13 protein-coding genes are annotated in these 18,499 nt (G+C 65.5%); 8 read left to right on the top strand and 5 right to left on the bottom strand.

Annotated elements, in window-relative coordinates:
- Positions 1-4: 4 nt before the first annotated feature.
- From DR039_RS09560 to DR039_RS09575, 4 genes are all read right to left on the bottom strand, one after another.
- Entirely contained in the window at positions 5-1,480 is a 1,476-nt protein-coding gene (locus tag DR039_RS09560; RefSeq protein WP_111837142.1) for an NCS2 family permease, read from the bottom strand.
- 50 nt (positions 1,481-1,530) lie between these two features.
- Positions 1,531-2,865 carry a DUF3027 domain-containing protein gene (locus tag DR039_RS09565; protein WP_229116925.1) on the bottom strand — a complete coding sequence of 445 codons (1,335 nt, stop codon included), beginning with the start codon at positions 2,863-2,865 and terminating at the stop codon, positions 1,531-1,533.
- A 43-nt stretch (positions 2,866-2,908) separates the two neighbouring features.
- Positions 2,909-5,092: a helicase-associated domain-containing protein gene (locus DR039_RS09570; protein ID WP_111837236.1), complete on the bottom strand. Its 2,184-nt coding sequence runs from the start codon at positions 5,090-5,092 to the stop codon at positions 2,909-2,911.
- A gap of 88 nt (positions 5,093-5,180) precedes the next feature.
- Positions 5,181-6,032: an NYN domain-containing protein gene (locus DR039_RS09575; protein WP_197719044.1), complete on the bottom strand. Its 852-nt coding sequence runs from the start codon at positions 6,030-6,032 to the stop codon at positions 5,181-5,183.
- A gap of 244 nt (positions 6,033-6,276) precedes the next feature.
- Between DR039_RS09575 and DR039_RS09580 the strand changes: the two genes are divergently transcribed.
- From DR039_RS09580 to DR039_RS09615, 8 genes are all read left to right on the top strand, one after another.
- The gene (locus tag DR039_RS09580) at positions 6,277-7,974 is read left to right on the top strand and encodes a DNA repair helicase XPB (RefSeq protein ID WP_111837143.1); all 1,698 of its coding nucleotides are present in this window, start codon (positions 6,277-6,279) and stop codon (positions 7,972-7,974) included.
- A gap of 88 nt (positions 7,975-8,062) precedes the next feature.
- On the top strand, positions 8,063-10,177 hold the full coding sequence (locus tag DR039_RS09585; protein WP_229116926.1) for a TPM domain-containing protein: 2,115 nt from the start codon (positions 8,063-8,065) through the stop codon (positions 10,175-10,177).
- 193 nt (positions 10,178-10,370) lie between these two features.
- Entirely contained in the window at positions 10,371-11,147 is a 777-nt protein-coding gene (locus tag DR039_RS09590; protein ID WP_111837145.1) for a PspA/IM30 family protein, read from the top strand.
- 182 nt (positions 11,148-11,329) lie between these two features.
- Positions 11,330-11,908 (top strand): NYN domain-containing protein, encoded by a 579-nt coding sequence (locus tag DR039_RS09595; RefSeq protein WP_111837238.1) that lies wholly within the window; start codon positions 11,330-11,332, stop codon positions 11,906-11,908.
- 88 nt (positions 11,909-11,996) lie between these two features.
- The gene (locus DR039_RS09600; protein ID WP_111837146.1) at positions 11,997-12,725 is read left to right on the top strand and encodes a response regulator transcription factor; all 729 of its coding nucleotides are present in this window, start codon (positions 11,997-11,999) and stop codon (positions 12,723-12,725) included.
- Between the two features lie 65 nt (positions 12,726-12,790).
- Positions 12,791-14,365 (top strand): sensor histidine kinase, encoded by a 1,575-nt coding sequence (locus DR039_RS09605; protein WP_407641293.1) that lies wholly within the window; start codon positions 12,791-12,793, stop codon positions 14,363-14,365.
- A 172-nt stretch (positions 14,366-14,537) separates the two neighbouring features.
- A complete protein-coding gene (locus tag DR039_RS09610; protein WP_111837147.1) occupies positions 14,538-15,992 on the top strand; it encodes a hypothetical protein in 1,455 nt (484 codons plus the stop codon).
- Positions 15,993-16,289: 297 nt separating this feature from the next.
- Entirely contained in the window at positions 16,290-16,583 is a 294-nt protein-coding gene (locus tag DR039_RS09615) for a WXG100 family type VII secretion target (protein ID WP_111837148.1), read from the top strand.
- Positions 16,584-16,718: 135 nt separating this feature from the next.
- On the opposite strand, the gene groL is transcribed toward DR039_RS09615, so the two are convergent.
- Positions 16,719-18,341 carry a chaperonin GroEL gene (gene groL, locus DR039_RS09620; protein WP_111837149.1) on the bottom strand — a complete coding sequence of 541 codons (1,623 nt, stop codon included), beginning with the start codon at positions 18,339-18,341 and terminating at the stop codon, positions 16,719-16,721.
- Positions 18,342-18,499 lie beyond the last annotated feature (158 nt).

The raw sequence follows: 18,499 nt of genomic DNA on the forward strand, positions 1-18,499 counted from the left end.
AGCGTCAGCCGATACCCAAGATCGCCTTAATCGGCGTCAGCGTGAAGTAGACGACGAACATCAGCGAGGCCACCCACATAAGCGGGTGAATGGCTTTGATCTTGCCGCGCGCCACCTGAATCACCAGGTAAGACACGAAGCCCGCACCGATGCCGTTAGTGATCGAGTAGGAGAAGGGCATCATGATGATGGTGATGAAGGCGGGCAGGGCCACCTCTGGGGCCTTCCAGTCGATCTCTGTCACCTGCGTCATCATCAGGAAACCCACCACTACCAGGGCGGGGGTAGCTGCCTCGTAGGGGACCATCGAGACCACCGGAGCAATGAACATGCTCGCCAGGAACAGCAGGCCCGTAACCACCGAGGCCAGGCCCGTGCGCGCCCCCTCACCGACGCCCGCAGCGGACTCGATATAGGAGGTGTTGGAGGAGACGCCGCCAGCACCACCGGCAATTGCCGCCAGGGAGTCAACCACCAGGATTTCACGGGTCTTAGGCGGGTTGCCGCCCTCGTCCAGCAGGTCACCCTCAGAGCCGATCGCCACCATCGTGCCCATCGTGTCAAAGAAGTCTGCCAACAGCAGGGAGAAGACCAGCAGGACCACGGAGACGATCCCGACCTTCTCAATGGAGCCCAGCAGGTTGAAGTGGCCCAGGGTGGCCAGGCTTGGCAACTCCACCGGGGAACCCTTAAGCGCAGGCACCGACAGGGACCAGCCAGTCAGGTTGAGGGCGCCACGCTCCGGGTTGTCGTTGAAAGCCCCTAGGTGAGCCACTGCCTCAATGATGGCCGCCAAAATAGTCGAGGAGACGATGCCGATTAGGATCGCGCCCTTCACCTTGCGCACATGCAGCACCAGGATCAGGAATAGGCCCAGGAGGAATACGAGCACCGGCCAGCCCTGCAGGCTGCCTCCCAGGCCCAGTTCCAAGGGTGTGCCGCCGGGGCGCACCACCTTGGCGTCCACTAGGCCGATCAGGGCGATGAACAGGCCGATACCCACGGAGATCGCCGTCTTGAGGTAGGCCGGGACCGCCCGGAAAACCGCCTCACGGAAGCCGGTGAGGACCAGCAGGAGGATGATGACGCCCTCGATGACGATCAGACCCATGGCATCGGCGTAGGTCATGCCCTTGGTGCCGGCGATCGTGTAGGCAACCATCGCGTTGATGCCCAGGCCGGCGGCCAAAGCCATCGGGTAATTGGCGACGACCCCCATGAGGATCGTCATGACGGCGGCAATGAAGGCGGTGCCTGCGGCGATCTGGGCCGTGGTGCCCAGCGGGGTGACGCCGTCGTGCGGGGTGGAGAGGATCAGCGGGTTGAGAACCAGGATGTACGCCATCGTGAAGAAGGTGACTAGGCCACCGCGAACTTCACGGGCAATGGTGGAGCCGCGCTCCGAGATGTGGAAGAACCGGTCCAGGGCGGAGGTGGGGGCCTCGGCCCTGGCTGTGCTGGATGGGGAGGTGGTACTCACGTCACCTGATCTTGGCAGATCGCCTGTGACGCACCTGAAACGCGAGGGGCTCAGCGGGAGGGCAGGGAGGACTCTAGGTCGGCGAGGGCCTTAGCGGTGTCCTGGTCATCCAGTTTGGCAGCACGACGGCGTCGTTTGCGCGGGGCCGCGGCGACTGGCTCTGGGAGATCCAGTTCCAGGCGTGGCGGGGCAGCAGGTTCAGCTGGGGGCGCGGCGGACGTCGTGGGCTCAGTGGGCTCAGCGGGCGCAGCGCAGGCAGCGGCCGCCGGGTCGGTGGGGGTGGTGGTAGCCGTAATAACCACAGTCGAGGCCTCGTCAGGAGTCACGGCGGTAGGCACGTCAACCTTGGCGGACTTGGTGGGGACCGCAAGCTGCTCCGGGGAGGGGAGCTCAGCGGCCTCAGCAGCGACAGACGCGGTCTCCTCCAGCTGCTCGGCCTCGCTCTCCGCAGCGGCTTTGGCAGCCTCCGCCGCCTCGGCTGCCTGCAATTCCGCCAGAGGCACGCCCTCACGCAGAGCCAGGCCATCAGTAGCCACCGGCACCATTTCCGTCTCGTCCAGGCGCGACGGCGTCACCGGCCACTCTGGGCCCTGGTCCGGCAGGTCAGTCTCCGAATGGGCGCCGCAGCCGTGATCTAGGGAGACCACTGTGCCGTCGTCGGCCGCCCATTCGTTGGCGCAGACCCCAAAGACATTGCGCATCGGCCCGCTCAGTGGCATGAAGAAGCCGCAGGTGGAGCAGGTGGCATGAGCTCTGCGGACTCCGTCAGCGTCGGGGCCGTGCTCACCGTCGTACCAGCGTTGGGCGGCCCGCTGAATGCCCTCAGGGCTGAGCACGCGGGGGCGACCGAGGTCCAGCACATCTAGGGCCAGGGCGTCGGCGTCCTCCCCGGTGGCCTCCCAACCAGGCTCTAGCCGTTCATCAGTTTCCCGCTTAGGCAAACGGTCGGAGCGGCTGACGTCGCCCGGCTGCAGGCGGTCGGCCCACGGCACCCAGGCGGGGGCCAGCAGGGCATCCTCGCCAGGCAGTAGCTCCATCTCACAGATGGTGGCGGTGCGGCTGCGCGGCGGGCGGCTCATGGTGACGGCCCAACGCCAGCCGCGGTAGCCAGCAAGGTTGCATTCGAATAGGTGAGTGATCAGGCGCTCCGCCTGCGCCTTGGAGGCGGCAAAGAGCCCCACAGACAAGGGCTCGGTGATCTCCCCCAGGGCCTGGCGGGCCAGCTCTATGGCGGCGGCCGAGGTCAGGGTCTTGTCCTTGGCGGCAGCCGCGCGCTCCACGGGGGTGGGCAGGGAGCCTGGGCGCGCAATACGCTCGCTCGCGGGACGCGCGTTGACTAGGTCAGCGGCAGTGGGGGGTGGAGTCTGCGTGGCGGTGTCAGTCACCCGCTCAGTGTAGGGGGCGACGCCAAAGCCGCCATCGCGCAGCTCACTGCGGACGGACGGATACGATCCGGTGCACCGCCACCGTCAACTCCGTTTCCCGGGTCAAGTCCGCCAGGCGCACCCGCCCTGCGTCCACCGCCAGCACCCGCACGCGGCGCTCCTGCGTGCCCCCAACTGGGTCCGCCACCACTAGCCGCACCGGTGTGCGTGCGGCCTGCGCTTGGCGCAACAGTGCGAGCGCATGCACCGGATCCGTAGCCTCCCCGGCTGGGGCCCCACTGCGGGCCCGCTCCTCCTCCCCCGCACGCAGACGTCGTACCAGCACCGCCAGCTCCCGGTCGGAAGCTGCCCGGCGTCGAGTGAAGGGCGCCCCACCGGGACGCTGCGGTGCCGGGGCGCTACGACGTCGTCCTTGCTGGCCGGGCTCCCCCAGCAGCACCTGCCCCTGGGCGTCCTCCAGCACCGGCGCCAGACCTGCTGCCCGCAATTCGCGCAGCACTTGGCCAGGCGAGGCCGTGGCAGCCAATACCCCTGGCGCCAGCTCAGCCAAGCCGAGTGCCGCCAGGCGACTATCTGCCACCAGCCCCGCCGCAACCGCCAGATCCGGGACCTGCAGCACGGCGGCAACCTGGCGCACTCGCACCCCGCCGTGGTGGCGCTGCACGTCACGCACCAGCACCTCCAGGGCGCTGGGCAAGGGGGTGGGGCTGAAAGCAGCCAAGGCGGACAGCAAAGACTCTGCGCTGTGCCCAGCATCTAGGGCGGCGCGCACCGATTCCGGGGTGAAACGCACCGTCAAGGCAAAGCCGCGCGACTCCACTGCACTGGCCTGCTCCAACAGTTCAGCTAAGACGGGAGTCGGGCGGCCGGGGACCACAGCTGTCAGATCGGACTGGAGCAGCAGCAGGGACACCGGCGTCGGCAAATCCGCTTCTAGGGCCGTCTCCAGCGGGGCGAGCATCAGGTCAGATAATTCATCAGGCGGGGTGGCACCCAGCGGGCTGGGGTCAGTCGCGCTGGCCGGACCGCCGCCCGCCACCTGCAGTGTCACAGCCGCGAGCGCCAAGCCAGCGCGGGACGGAGCACCGGCGCCAGTGAGCCCCAGCAACTCCGCCTCCGCGAGCACAGCAGTGACCGCCCCCTTGGGTGCGGGGCGGCGGGGCCGGGCGAAGGTCAGGGCCGCGCGCACCCATGTGGGAGTGGCGGAAGCCCCCTCAGGCAGGGTGGTGAATAGCTGCAAGAGGCGGCGGCGCAGGGCTCTAGCCCAGGTGGCTTCGAGGTCGTCATGCAGGGCGGCGCGCAGGGTGCCGTCGTCGCCGCGCGAGCCGACTAGCCAGGGGGTGCGCAGGCTGGATGCCCAGGCGGCAGCGAGCTGGGCCCAGCGTTCGGGCAGGGTGGCGCGCGCCCAGGTGTAGGCGGTGCTTGAGGGCACCCAGCTGGTGCCCTCTTCATCTAGGCCGAGCAGTCCCGCTGCGGCGGCCAGCTCGCTTATGGTGGCGGTGGTGGCTTGGTCGATGCCTAGAGCTTGGGCGGTGCGGGTCAAGGTGCGCACGCCCACTCCTCCATTGCGCAGGATCGCGCCACCTTCCCATCCCCACTCGGTCAGCAGGGCTGCGACTAGGCGGACGGCTTCTTCAGCGTGGCGGGTGGATTCGGCGGCGACGACGTCTGTTGGGAGTTGCTCTAGCTCCTTGGGTGAGGGTGGCGCCACGGGGTAGGGGGCGGGCGCGCCCGCGCGAGGTGCGAGGAGCTCGACCAGACCGGTCACGGGGGCGCCGCCCACCAGCAAGGCAAGATGCTCCAAGCGGGCTAGGCAAGCTGCGACGGCGGAGACCTCTAGCCCCAGGTGCTGGGAGATATGGGTGGCAAGTTGGGCGGCACGCAGTGGGGCCTGGGGCTGAGCGGGGGGAGTTTTGGTGGCTGGCGCCGTTTGTGGCGCCGTGGCCACCACCTGTTGGGCGACGGCGAGGGTGGGACCGTCCAGGCGCGCTAGGGCCAGTTCCACGCTGGTGTGCCCGGCGGCCCGAGCTGCCAGTGCGGTGATGGAGGAGGCGGGCGGGGTCACCAGGTCCGGGCGCTGCCGGAGGAAGCCAAGCATTTCCGCGTCTGCGAGGGCGGTCAGCTGTGCGGCCAGGTCCGCCGTCGTCGCCGCGGAGCAGGGGTTGTTAGCGAGCGTTTGGCTGGTGCCAGCTGGGGTGGCGGCTAGCTCAGGCTTCGGATCGCGCATCCTCCCAACGTACTGCGGCTGTCCAGCCCCGCCCACACCGCCCCAGAAGAGCTGCACGCGATAGATGAACCTGATTACCTACCCTGTTTCATCCCCGGAGCGCAGACTTGAAGGTGCTTCTTACAGCACGCAACTGGTCCGGCGTAAGGCGTGAATTCCCTTGTAAGCGACTAACAGAACCAATCAACAGTCCGTCAATAGTTCTCGGAATACTGCCGCCAAAATCTATCTGGGACAGAAGTTGCTCCCGGTCACGCTCATCCATAGAACTAATAACGCACTCAGTAACCCGCAAGGCCGTCTCCCCGAGAGACTCGCCGTCAACAGCCTCCAGTTCAACCCTGTGCGCACTCGTACGACCCGAGGAAAGAATATGGGGGTCTTGACCTGGCTCGGTCTGGACGACCTCGAGATGTGTTTCTAACCACTCCGGACTGAGTGTGACAACAGTGTCGGCTTCCTGCTGCAAGGTACGGCTAGAGTTCGTGCGGAGATCCCCTATCCCCAGCAGGTGGATTCGCAAACCGTAGGTCTGCGCGAGTTGCACGCCGACACGAATATCCTCATCCCCCGACATCAGCACGATATCGGAAACTGCCCGATTCCTCGCCAGCTCAATGAGGTCGGTGACGATAAGGGAATCCACACCTTTCTGCTGACCAGCGCCGTTAAGAGCACCGAGGCGCAGTTTGAGCGAGGGGAGAGCAGCCAGCTCAGCCAGGCCCCCAGAGACCTCATTCCCCCTAATAGCGTCATACCAATATGTGCGCAGCAAGGACACCGCATCGCCACATTCTCTTGCCTCTTCCACGAGGTCAGAAACAGCCTTGGCGGGGTTACGCATACGTAGCCGGTGACGTTGGAGACTCTGCCCAGCGAGCGCCATTCCACCTGCGGCCCAGAAATAACCAGCATCGACAAGCAGGGCAAACCGTTCCACAGCCATATCTCCCACAAAATATAGCGACCCCCACATAATAGGTGGGGGTCATAGGCCGGACGCATAGTTTATAACGTCCGACATACCATAGAGTAGCCATCAGCCCCTGGCGGGTCAAGCAATCCGAGGCCGTTCGGGTCTTAGCTAGCAGCCATACCAGACGAGCCCACTGCCTCGCCCCCGGCCCACTCACCACCCCAAGGTGGGGCGTCTGTTCTAGAACGCTGACTGCGATACTCGCCCCATGCCCACCACGCCAGGCTCCTCTACGCCATCCGCCCCTAACGGCCCGCTGATCGTCCAATCTGACCGCACGGTTCTCCTGGAGGCCGCCCACCCGGCTGCCGCTGACGCCCGCCGGGCCATCGCTCCCTTCGCAGAACTGGAGCGGGCCCCTGAACATATGCACACTTACCGCATTACGCCGCTGGCCTTGTGGAATGCGCGGGCCGCCGGGCTGGATGCGGAAACGGTGGTGCACACCCTCATCACCTACTCGCGCTTCCCCGTGCCCCACTCCCTGCTCACGGAAATCGCCGAGACCATGAGCCGCTACGGGCGCCTCCAACTGCTCTCTGACCCCGCCCACGGCCTGGTCTTGCACGCCACCGACCAGGCCGTACTGACAGAGGTCACCCGTTCCAAACGCACCGCTGGCCTGCTCGGTGAGCGCCTGGGAGAGGCCGACGTCGTCGTCCACCCCTCTGAACGCGGGCACCTCAAACAAGTGCTCATCAAGCTGGGTTGGCCGGCGGAAGATCTAGCCGGCTACGTCGACGGTGAAGCCCACCCCATCGCCCTACGCGCTGCGTCCAAGGCTGCAGCTGCCGGAGAGCCGGGAGCCTTCGCCCTGCGCCCCTACCAGCAGGAGGCAGTAGATGCCTTCTGGGCAGGCGGCAGCGGCGTCGTCGTATTGCCCTGTGGGGCAGGCAAGACCCTGGTGGGAGCGGCAACCATGGCCCGCTCCTCCACCACCACCCTGATCCTGGTGACCAACGCCGTCTCTGCACGCCAGTGGAAGGAAGAGCTCATGCGCTTCACCAGTCTGACAGCAGAGGAGATCGGCGAGTATTCGGGGTCACGCAAGGAAGTCCGGCCGGTCACCATCGCCACCTACCAGGTGCTGACCACCAAACGGAAGGGCAGCTACCCGCACCTGGATCTGTTTGACGCATATGACTGGGGCCTGATCGTTTACGACGAGGTGCACCTGCTGCCCGCCCCAATCTTCCGCATGACCGCAGACCTGCAGGCCCGCCGTCGCCTGGGGCTGACCGCCACACTGGTGCGTGAGGATGGGCGGGAGGACGAGGTCTTCAGCTTGATCGGACCTAAGCGCTATGACGCCCCCTGGAAGGACCTGGAGCACCAGGGCTGGATTGCCCCTGCACTATGTACGGAGGTGCGCCTGACCCTGAGCGCGGGCGAGCGCATGACTTACGCGACCGCTGAGGCGGAAGACCGCTACCGCCTGGCCGCTGCCAGCCCCGCCAAGAATGCGGTGGTGCGCCAGCTGCTGGCGCGGCACGCGGGTGAACCAACACTGGTGATTGGGCAGTACGTGGACCAGCTAGAGGAGCTCGGCCAGGAGTTGGGGGCGCCGGTGCTTACTGGGTCGACGACGGTGCGTGAGCGGCAGCGGCTCTATGAGGCTTTCCGGGCTGGGGAGGTGCCAACCCTGGTGGTTTCTAAGGTGGCGAACTTTTCTATTGATCTGCCCGGGGCCACCGTGGCGGTGCAGGTTTCCGGGAGCTTCGGGTCACGGCAGGAGGAGGCGCAGCGCCTGGGGCGGATTGTGCGACCCAAGGAGGATGGGCGGCAGGCGCACTTCTACACGGTGGTGGCGCGGGACACTGTGGACCAGGACTTTGCGGCGCACCGGCAGCGCTTTCTGGCGGAGCAGGGCTACGCCTACGAGATCGTTGACGCCGAAGATCTGTGAGAGGCCAACCGCAACAGCGCACGGCTGGCGGCGAAATCAGAGCTGAAATGCTTGCCCACCACGCCTGCGCCAAGAGACGATGGTCATGATGACTACGAACCAGTTCCCCCGCGCCCTCCGACGCTCAGCGCCCCGGGCTGCGGTTTGTGCCTTGCTCATCGCCTCCCCGCTCCTGGCCACTCCCACGGCTTTGGCTGCGCAGGCCACTGCGGACCAGCCCGCCTCTGAGTTGTCGGCTGGGCTGTCAGCCGGATTGCCGGCCAGCCTGTCGGCCACCGTTTTGCCTGCGGATAAGACGACTTCCACCCTGGTGAAAGACCACGTCACTGACGACGCTGGCATCCTCAATGACGACGCTGCCGCCAAGGTGGTCGATGAGGTGAGCAACAGCGGCGCCAACCTGTGGGTCGTGACATTGAAGGACAGCTCTACCTCAGCGGAGAAGTGGGCCAAAACGGCTTGGAAGGAATCAAACTTTGGCAGCACCGACCTGCTGCTAGTCATCAATGTGCCGGACAGCGGCATCAACACTTTCTACCTCGATGGTGCCGCTAAGAACTCCGTGTGGTCCACTTCCAAGCGCAAGGAGGTGGCCACCGAGATCCAGAAGCACCTGAAAAAGCGTGACTTCGACGGCGCCGTCGCCGCTGTGGGTTCTGCCAGCGGTTCCTCCAGCTCAACGGTGGGAACGGTCGCCCTGGTTGGTGGTGGTGTGGCCGCCGTCGGCGGGGTGATGGCCTACCGTTCCAGGCGGCGCAAGCAGCAGGCAGGCCAGGGTGCTGGCACGGGCCCGGCGCAGCCGAGCATTGAGCAGTTGCAGACGCAGGCTGGCACCGCTCTGGTGGAGACGGATAACGCCGTGCGCTCTGCGGCTGAGGAGTTGTCCTACGCGCAGGCCCAGTTTGGTCTGTCTGCCACCGACGCTTTCACGCAGGCACTCCAACGCGCCCAAGAGGAGATCACGGCCGCCTTTGAGCTGCGCAAGCGCCTAGATGACGATATTCCTGAGACCGAGCCGCAGCAGCGCGCCATGCTCTCGGAGATCATCCGCCGCTGCCAGACCGCTCACGAACAGCTTGCAGCGCAGGAGAGTGAGTTCTCTAAGCGCCGCGGTCTGCAGGCCAATCTGCCGACGGCGCTGGCCGAGACTACGCAGCGCGCTGATGAGACCGCCAGCGCTATCACCGAGGCCCGCAGCATCCTGGCCACCCTGCAGGCCGCTTATCCGGCCTCAGCCTTGACCTCGGTGGCGGCCGCCCCGGAGCAGGCCGAGCGGCTCCTGAACGCAGCCCGCACGGCGCTTAAGCAAGCACAGGAGTCCGTCGACGCCGGCCAGCAGGGTGCGGCGGTGGAACAGGTGCGCATCGCCCAGGCTTCGATTGGTCAGGCAGGCACGCTAGCTGCCCAGGTGACCTCCGCCCGCGAGCGCCTAGATGGGGCAACGCAGGCGCTGCAGCAGGCGATTGGCTCGATCTCCTCCGATTTGCAGGACGTCAAGCGTTTGGAGGGCAAGCTGTCCGCCGCTGTGCTGGAGCCCCTAGTTAAGGACGCAGAGGCGGCGGTGGCCGCTGGGCGGGCCGCCACCGGTGACAACCAGTCCGGCGACCCGCTGGCAGCGCTAGACCAACTGACCCAGGCCGAGTCGGCTTTGGACAATGCTTTGGCCCCCGCCCGCGAGCAGGAGGAGAACGACAAGCGCGCTACCGTCCAGCTCACTGGCCGCCTGGAACGGCTCAACAGTCAGGTGGATGCGGTGACCACTTACATCACCACGAACCGGGGCGCCGTCGGCTCAGAAGCGCGCACTACCCTCTCTGCGGCATCGCGACACGCTGCTAGTGCTACCTCCTACCAAACCAGCCAGCCAACAACGGCTCTGGCTGAAGTAGCTGCTGGCGAACGCCTGGTAGCGCAGGCGCGAAGCCTGGCTGAGGCAGATGTGCGCAACAGTTCATATAGTGCTGGCCCCTGGGACCAAGGTAGCTACGGCGCCGGGTACGGCGACAGATACGGTCGCCGTGACAGTGACGGCATCGACTGGGGCTCGCTGATTTTGGGCGGCATTCTGCTGGGAGGCGGCGGAGATCGCAGCAGTCACGGCAGCTATGGCGGCTGGGGTAGCGACGGTGGCAGTTGGGGCGGTGGCTCCAGTGGCGGTGACGGCTTCGGCGGCGGCGACGAGGGCTTCGGGGGGCGTTTCTAGCCCGGCATCCGCTAAGGCTCCTCGTTGATGCCCCCTGGGTATTGCCATGACGGTAATTGGCTTCCCGTATTGCCCATGCTCTGCCCCTAATTCTGACAACATCACTCACAAGCTATTTCGCAACAAGTACTTGGCGGACTGGACGCACCCGCGCCCCCAGCTGACCAGGAGAACCACAGGAAGGAACCATCCAATGGCCGAGAAGCAGTCGATCCTGGGACGCATCGCCCAGCTCACCCGCGCCAATATCAACGCCCTCATTGACCGGGCGGAGGACCCGGAGAAGATGCTGGACCAGTTGGTGCGTGACTACACCTCTTCCATCGCTGAGGCCCAGGACGCCGTCGCCCAGACGATCGGCAACCTGCGCCTGGCAGAGAAGGACCACGACGCCGATGTCACCGAGGCCAAGGACTGGGGCAACAAGGCCCTGGCGGCCTCTCAGAAGGCCGACCAGTTGCGCGCCGCCGGTGACACCGCTGGCGCCGACAAGTGGGATGCCTTGGCCAAGGTCGCCATCACCAAGCAGATCTCCGCTGAGAACGAGGCCAAGGCTGCCGAGCCGATGATTGCCTCGCAGCGTCAGGTGGTGGAGCAGCTCAAGACTGGCCTGACCCAGATGGAGGCCCGCCTGACCGACCTCAAGAGCAAGCGCGACCAGCTGGTGGCGCGCCAGAAGAGTGCACAGGCGCAGGTCAAGGTGCAGGGCGCCATCCGCTCCATCAACGTGCTTGACCCCACCAGCGAGATCGCTCGCTACGAGGACCAGGTGCGTCGGGTTGAGGCTCAGGCCGCTGGTCAGATGGAGATCGCTGGCGCTTCCCTGGAGCAGCAGTTCGCCGAGTTGGAGTCCTCCGGTGACTCCCTGGAAGCCGAGGCTCGCTTGGCCGCACTGAAGGCTGGCAAGGCTCCCGTACAGATCACCGACGGCGGCGCCGAGCACGTGGACGAGGGCGCTTCCTCGTACTGAGATGCGGGCGCCAGCTGACGCCCGCTGTGGCTTGAATAGGCCGGGAGCGGGTTGTCCGCCGAGTGCTAGCTGACGCTTTGGGGCTGCCCCGTGGAGCAATCCGCGGGGCAGCCCTGTTTCGTCTGACGGGACGCTTCGGCTCCGAAAACCGGCATGGGCGCACCAACCGATACGATTGCTTCATGAGTAAACCCAGCTACCTGCTCGTCGACGGCGAGAATATTGACGCCACTCTCGGCATGAGTGTCCTTGGCAGACGCCCCGAGCCTGACGAGCGTCCCCGCTGGGACCGCGTTCTGGACTTCTGCGACAGCGCCTGGACTGAGGAGGTCGAGGACACCAACGCCCTGTTCTTCCTCAACGCGACCTCCGGTCATATGCCGATGGGTTTCGTCCAGGCCCTGATGGCCATGGATTACCGGCCTGTGCCGCTGCAGGGCACCGGTAACCCGGAGGAGAAGGTCGTAGACATCGGTATCCAGCGCACTTTGGAGGCCATTGCCGAGCGGGGTAATACCGCCAATGTGCTGCTGGGGTCGCATGATGGCGACTATGTGCCTCAGGTGGAGCGGCTGCTGGAGTCTGGTTGCTCCGTGGGCGTGCTGTGCTTCCGTGAGTTCCTCTCTAGCCAGCTGGCTTCCCTGGAGGAGCGGGGCCTGCGCATCCATGATCTGGAGGCTGATGTGGATGCCTTCACGATTGCGCTGCCGCGGGTCCGCATTATTCCGCTGGCAGAGTTCGACCCCACCAAGTTCATCTGATCCGCCGCTCCTCACCCGCCGAACCCACGCAACCAGCTTTCAAGAGGCTCACAGCAAACACTCAGGGACCGGCGGCAGGGTGGCACATATGGACCAGACCCGTACCGAGGCACACCTGCTCGTCGTCGACGATGAGCCCAATATCCGCGACCTGCTGGCCTCCTCTCTGCGCTTCGCAGGCTTTGAGGTCAGCACCGCTGGCGACGGAAATGCAGCCCTGCACGGCGTGGAGAAAGACCAGCCAGACCTGGTGGTCCTGGACGTCATGCTCCCAGATATGGACGGCTTCACCGTGGCCCGCCGCCTGCGCGAGCGGGACGTGACCACCCCAATCCTCTTCCTAACCGCCCGCGACGACACGTCGGACAAGATCCGGGGCCTGACCGTCGGCGGGGATGACTACGTCACCAAGCCCTTCGGCCTAGAAGAGGTAGTGGCCCGTATCCGCGCCATCTTGCGCCGCACCCACGCCACTGAGTCCGAGGATGACGGCACCTTGCGCGTAGCGGACCTAGTCCTGGATGAGTACGCCCACGAAGTGCACCGCGCTGGCGTGGAAGTGGACCTATCCCCCACCGAGTTCAAGCTGCTGCGCTACCTGATGCTCAACGCTGGACGAGTGGTCTCCAAGTCCCAGATCCTTGACCACGTCTGGGAGTACGACTGGAACGGCGACGCTGCCATCGTGGAGTCCTATATCTCCTACTTGCGCCGCAAGGTCGACCAAATTGACGACGCCGACGGGAAGGCCGTGGCCCCGCTCATCCAAACCCGCCGCGGGGTGGGTTATATGCTGCGCGAGCCCAAGGCGGACTGAAAGTGCCGCCCCAAGCGCGCCGCTCCAGGCCAGACAGGCGCGGCAGGCACAAACAGGAAGCGCAGGTGGCACCGCTCGGGCAAGCCCCCAAGCCTCGCCGCAACCCTTTCAAGGCACTCAGATGCAAATGGCTGTCTCTGCCACTGGAGTCCCGCCTAGTCACCATCACCACGCTGCTGATTACGATCGGCCTAGTAGCAGTCTCCACCGCCTCCACCTACCTGTTGCAGACTCATCTGCTGGGCCAGGTGGATGACCAACTCGAGTCCACCGGCCAGACCGTCGGTTCACAAGCCCTGGCGCGCTTAGAAGACGGTGCCGTCCCCTATATGCCCTCCACCTACTACATGCAGGTGCAGTATCTGGATAACACCTCCGCCGAGATCGTCTCCCCCGGCACCGCCGCCAATTACGGCACCCCGAAGGTCGGAGCCCTGAATCTTGAGGACGTCAAAGCCCAGCAGAATGGGCTGATCCTGCGCACCGTGGACTCAGATATTCCTGGACACCAGTGGCGAGTGATTGTCCTGGGCGTCACCGGTGGCAACAAGCAGAACTCCGCCGCCACCGCCTACAGCGGCGTCGTGGCAATCGGCCTGCCGCTTTCAGATATCGCGGAGACGGTGGCGCGCACACGCCTGGTGGTCACTCTGACATCTGTATGTGTAATCCTGCTCGGTGGGCTGGCCGCCATGTTCCTGGTAAGCCGTTCACTCAAACCCCTGCGGCAGATTGAATCCGTGGCTGGGCGCATTGCCGACGGCGACCTATCCGCCCGCGTGCCAACCACTGAACATCCCCAGACTGAAGTTGGTTCTCTACAGGTTTCCCTAAACAAAATGCTGGCGCGCAATGAGCGCGCCTTTGATGTGCAAACTATCGCCCAGGAGCGGATGACGCGCTTTGTCTCGGACGCTTCCCACGAACTGCGCACGCCCCTGGCAGCCATCCGCGGTTACGGCGAGCTCTACCGCATGGGCGGGGTACCTGCTGAGCGGGTGGAAGAAGTGATGGGGCGCATTGAGTCCGAGTCTGGGCGCATGGGTCGGCTAGTTGAGGATCTGCTGCAGCTAGCCCGGATGGACCAGGGTCGCCCCATGGAGATGGCCGCGGTGGACCTGCACGACGTCGCCACCGCCGCCCTAACGGATATGAGCGTGCTGGCCCCGGACCGCGAGTGCGAGCTGATCGGGCTGGATGGGCAGGACGCCGCACCCCTGGTGGTCAACGGTGACCGCGACCGCCTCTCCCAGGTGCTTACCAATCTGCTGGGCAATATCGTGCGCTATACGCCGGAGAACACTCCGGTGGAGATTGCCCTGGGGGCCCGCCCCCTACAACCCGACGACGTCGATGCCGCCGCCGACCAGAACGTGGAGACGGCCGCGCTATTAGCCAATCCGCAGCCGCGCGCCGTAGTGGAAGTACGCGACCACGGCCCCGGCGTCGATGCTGCGGATGCCAAGCGGGTCTTTGAGCGGTTCTACCGGGCGGACACCTCTCGCAACCGAGAAACCGGTGGTTCCGGCCTGGGCCTAGCCATCGTGGCCACGATTGTGGGGGCGCATGGCGGCACTGTGCGCATGCTCACTACGCCTGGTGGCGGCGCCACTGTCCGCATGACTTTTCCCTTGCCATAGGCACTTTCCCGCAGTGTGGCAAGGCTGTGTAACGGTAGATTGAGGCGCTTATGGCAGTCGCACTTAGACTCTGGGCCGGTCAATTGGCCCCCTCCGCCCACAGGAGGAGTTCCGGGGGCGCCCAGGGGGCATACGATGTGTTGGTCCCTATGTCAGTTCCGGAGGCTTTTCTATGGGCGTGATTGACGCGCCGCAGTGGCTTCTCCCAGCCTTCTCTCGCTCTGTGCGCGCCCTGGGCGCCACCGCTGAGCCCGAGCGGATTCAGGCTTCCTGCGAGTCCTTGCTTGAACGCTGGTCCACGCCAGACCGCCGTTTCCACAATGTGCGCCATGTGATTGACATGTTGGCGCGGGTGGATGAGTTGGCGGATGAGTCGCACAACCCAGACATGATCCGCATCGCCACCTGGTACCACGGTTGCGTCTTCTCTCTGACTCTGCGTGATACCTACCGGCGCAATGGCGGCGAAGATGAGGTGGCTTCCGCCGCTGAGGCAGCCCGAGACCTGCAAGCCCTGGGAATCCCAGACGCCAGGGTTGACCGCATTTGTCAGCTGATCCTGTCTCTCAAACGCCACAATCTTGCGAATGACATTGACGCCATGGCGTTGAATGACGCAGATCTGGGGACTTTGGCTGTAAATCCGCAGCTCTACAAGTCTTACCGTGAGTTGGTGCGTGCGGAGTACGAGCACATCCCGGACCTGGATTACTACCGGGCGCGCCAGGAGATCGTCACCAAGCTGCTGAGCCGCGAGAAGCTCTTCGCCTCCCCGCTGGGCGCCCGCTGGGAGCTGCCTGCCCGGGAGAACCTGCAGTCTGAGTTGCGGCGCATCTCCAACAAGCTGGCCGAGTTGGAGAGCGCTGCGCCTGAGGCTGCGGCACCGGCAGGCTTGGCGCCCACCCCTACCCCTGGTGATGGCGTCCCGCTTAGCTCCGAGGCCGCCAACACCGAGGCCTTCCCCTCCCCGGCTCAGCCAACACCTGAGCCAACTGTTGCCACCGCAGTTGCACCGACCGCTGCGGCAGATGCGGCGGCTGTGCCAAATGTGGGGGTGGCTGCGACGGCGTCGGCCCTGCGGCAGCCGGTTGACGCCGCACCGACTGTGGCAGTTCCACCCGCGCCTCCGGTTCGGCAGGTGTCTCCCGGAACTGCGGGCTCTGGAGTTGCTGCTGCACCGCCGCCCGCCCCGGCCAGCCCCAATCGGGCGTCCAGTCCCTGGCAGGCCCTCAGCCCCGAGCAGTCCACCAGCCCGGCCGAGGCCTCCTCCATGGCGACCCCACCCCCGCTTTCCGAGCAGCTCAGCAGCCCGGCGGCAACCACCCCAGAAGAGCCGCTGTCAGCGGACAAAGAGTCCTTCCGCACAGAGAAGGCCTCGGTTCCGCCAGCTCCCAAGCACACCACTTCCATGGAGTCTTGTGCGGAGGATATTGAGGCCCTGCTGGCTAAGCCAACTGGCTCTGGGGCGCCTTTGACGCGCCAGGAGCAGGCGGAGGCGCACCGAGCCAAACTCTGTGAGTTGGCCCGGGCCAAGAGTGAGGCGGCGAAGGCGCTGCGGGAGACCCGCATGGCTTCCTTCCCGGCGATTAAAGACGAGATCGTGGAGGACGGCGCCGGGCAGCTTTGAAGCGCTCGGGGTGGGTGCCCTGGGGCGCTGTTGCTCGGGGTGCTTGAGTTGCCCTGAGGCCTCTGCGTAGCGCTGCGTCTCTTCAGTTGTTCTGCAATCTCTGCTGCCTAACGCTCCACAGGGGCGCCTCAGCGCCTTTGGTGCCTCTGAAATAACCAATGTGCCTGTCCCGCGCTCCACAGGGGCGCCTCATGCAGGAGCAAACAGCCGATCTGTTAATGGTGGTTGGGCGCTTTTTTGGTGGTTCTAGGGTGATTTGCGAGGACACCATCGGGGTGACCATCAGAAAGGCCCACCATGAGCAGCTATACCGTTGACACCAGTGAAGTCGCCGCCACTGCCGCCCGCACCCGCGCCCGCATCTCCACGATCCAGACCGAGGTGGACGCCATGAACGGTGACCTGGCCACGCTCCAGTCCTCTTGGACTGGCTCGGCCTCCAACTCCATGGGTGATTGTGGGGCCCAGTGGCACACCACTCAGCTGCAGGTGCAGTCGAGCCTGGATTACATCGGCTCGGCCTTGGATCAGGCGGCCCTGTCCTACGACGACGCCGAGTCCAACAACCGCAACCGCTTCATCCCCGCCTAAGCCACCATTGACGCCCTGGTAGCAGACGGCGGGTCGCCCACCTGCTGATACAGGGGACGACCCGCCGTCGTCGCTAATTGCGGTTCAGCGCCTTGACACCGCAGACCGCTAGGAGCGGAGTGCTGAGCGCTGGGCTCAGTACATGCCACCCATCTCGTCACCGTGGCCACCGGCGGCCGGGGCCGGGGGCTCCGGCTTGTCGGCGACGACGGCCTCGGTGGTGAGGAACAGACCCGCGATGGAGGCGGCGTTCTGCAGGGCAGAACGGGTGACCTTGACCGGGTCGGCGATGCCGCTGGCCAGCAGGTTCACGTACTCACCGGTGGCGGCGTTCAGGCCCTCACCGGTGGCCAGGTTGCGCACGCGGTCCACCACAACGCCACCCTCCAGGCCAGCGTTGACGGCGATCTGCTTGAGCGGAGCCTCAACGGCGACCTTCACAATGTTGGCGCCGGTGGCCTCGTCACCCTCAAGGGTGAGGGCGGCCAGAGCCTCGGCAGCCTGGATGAGCGCCACGCCACCACCGGCGACGATGCCCTCCTCGATAGCGGCCTTGGCGTTGCGGACGGCGTCCTCAATGCGGTGCTTGCGCTCCTTGAGCTCCACCTCGGTGGCGGCGCCAGACTTGAGGACGGCCACGCCGCCAGCCAGCTTGGCCAGACGCTCGGAGAGCTTCTCCTTGTCGTACTCGGAGTCAGACTTCTCGATCTCGGCGCGGATCTGGGAGACGCGGGCCTCAATGGCCTCCTTGTCCCCAGCACCCTCGACGATGGTGGTCTCGTCCTTGGTGACGACGATCTTGCGAGCGGTGCCCAGGTCCTCCAGGGTGGCGGTCTCCAGCTTGAGGCCGACAGTCTCGGAGATGACGGTGCCGCCGGTCAGGATCGCCATGTCCTGCAGCATGGCCTTGCGGCGGTCACCGAAACCGGGGGCCTTGACGGCCACGGACTTAAAGGTGCCGCGCAGGCGGTTCACAACCAGGGTGGCCAGGGCCTCAGCCTCGACGTCCTCAGCGATGATCGCCAGGGGCTTGCCGGTCTGCATGACCTTCTCCAGGAGGGGCAGCAAGTCCTTGACATTGGAGATCTTGGACTCGACCAGCAGGACATAGGCGTCCTCCAGGACCGACTCCTGACGGTCAGCGTCGGTGACGAAGTAGGGGGAGATAAAGCCCTTGTCGAAGCGCATACCCTCGGTGACCTCAAGCTCAAGGCCGAAGGTGTTGGACTCCTCCACGGTGACGACGCCCTCGTGGCCGACCTTCTTCAGGGCCTCAGCAATCAGCTTGCCGATCTGCTCGTCAGCGGCGGAGATGGAGGCGGTGGCGGCGATCTCCTCAGGGGTCTCGACCTCCTTGGCGTCAGACAGCAGGCGCTCGACCACGGCCGCGACGGCCTTGTCGATACCCCGGCGCAGGGCGATCGGGTTGGCGCCAGCAGCCACGTTGCGCAGGCCCTCGCGGACGAGCGCCTGGGCCAGTACGGTGGCGGTGGTGGTGCCGTCGCCGGCGACGTCGTCGGTCTTCTTGGCGACCTCCTTGACCAGCTCAGCGCCGATCTTCTCGTAGGGGTCCTCCAGCTCGATCTCCTTGGCGATGGTCACGCCGTCGTTGGTGATCGTGGGAGCGCCCCACTTCTTGTCTAGGACAACGTTGCGGCCCTTGGGGCCAAGGGTGACCTTGACGGTGTCGGCGAGGGTGTTCAGGCCCCGCTCCATACCGCGGCGGGCCTCCTCGTCAAAAGCAATGATCTTGGGCATTGGTTTCCTCCACTGCGTGGTGGGGCCGGGCGGTGCCCGCGACGGACGAGATGCCTCCAGCCGTTCACGTCACGACTGGCGCCATCCCTCACCTTCCGGCCTGGTTGACTCACCCGGGCTGTCACTCGACACCCCTGAGTGCTAACGCCAATGCTGGC

Origin of the sequence: Actinomyces bovis, assembly GCF_900444995.1 — a bacterium.
In the GTDB taxonomy this organism is placed as follows: domain Bacteria; phylum Actinomycetota; class Actinomycetes; order Actinomycetales; family Actinomycetaceae; genus Actinomyces; species Actinomyces bovis.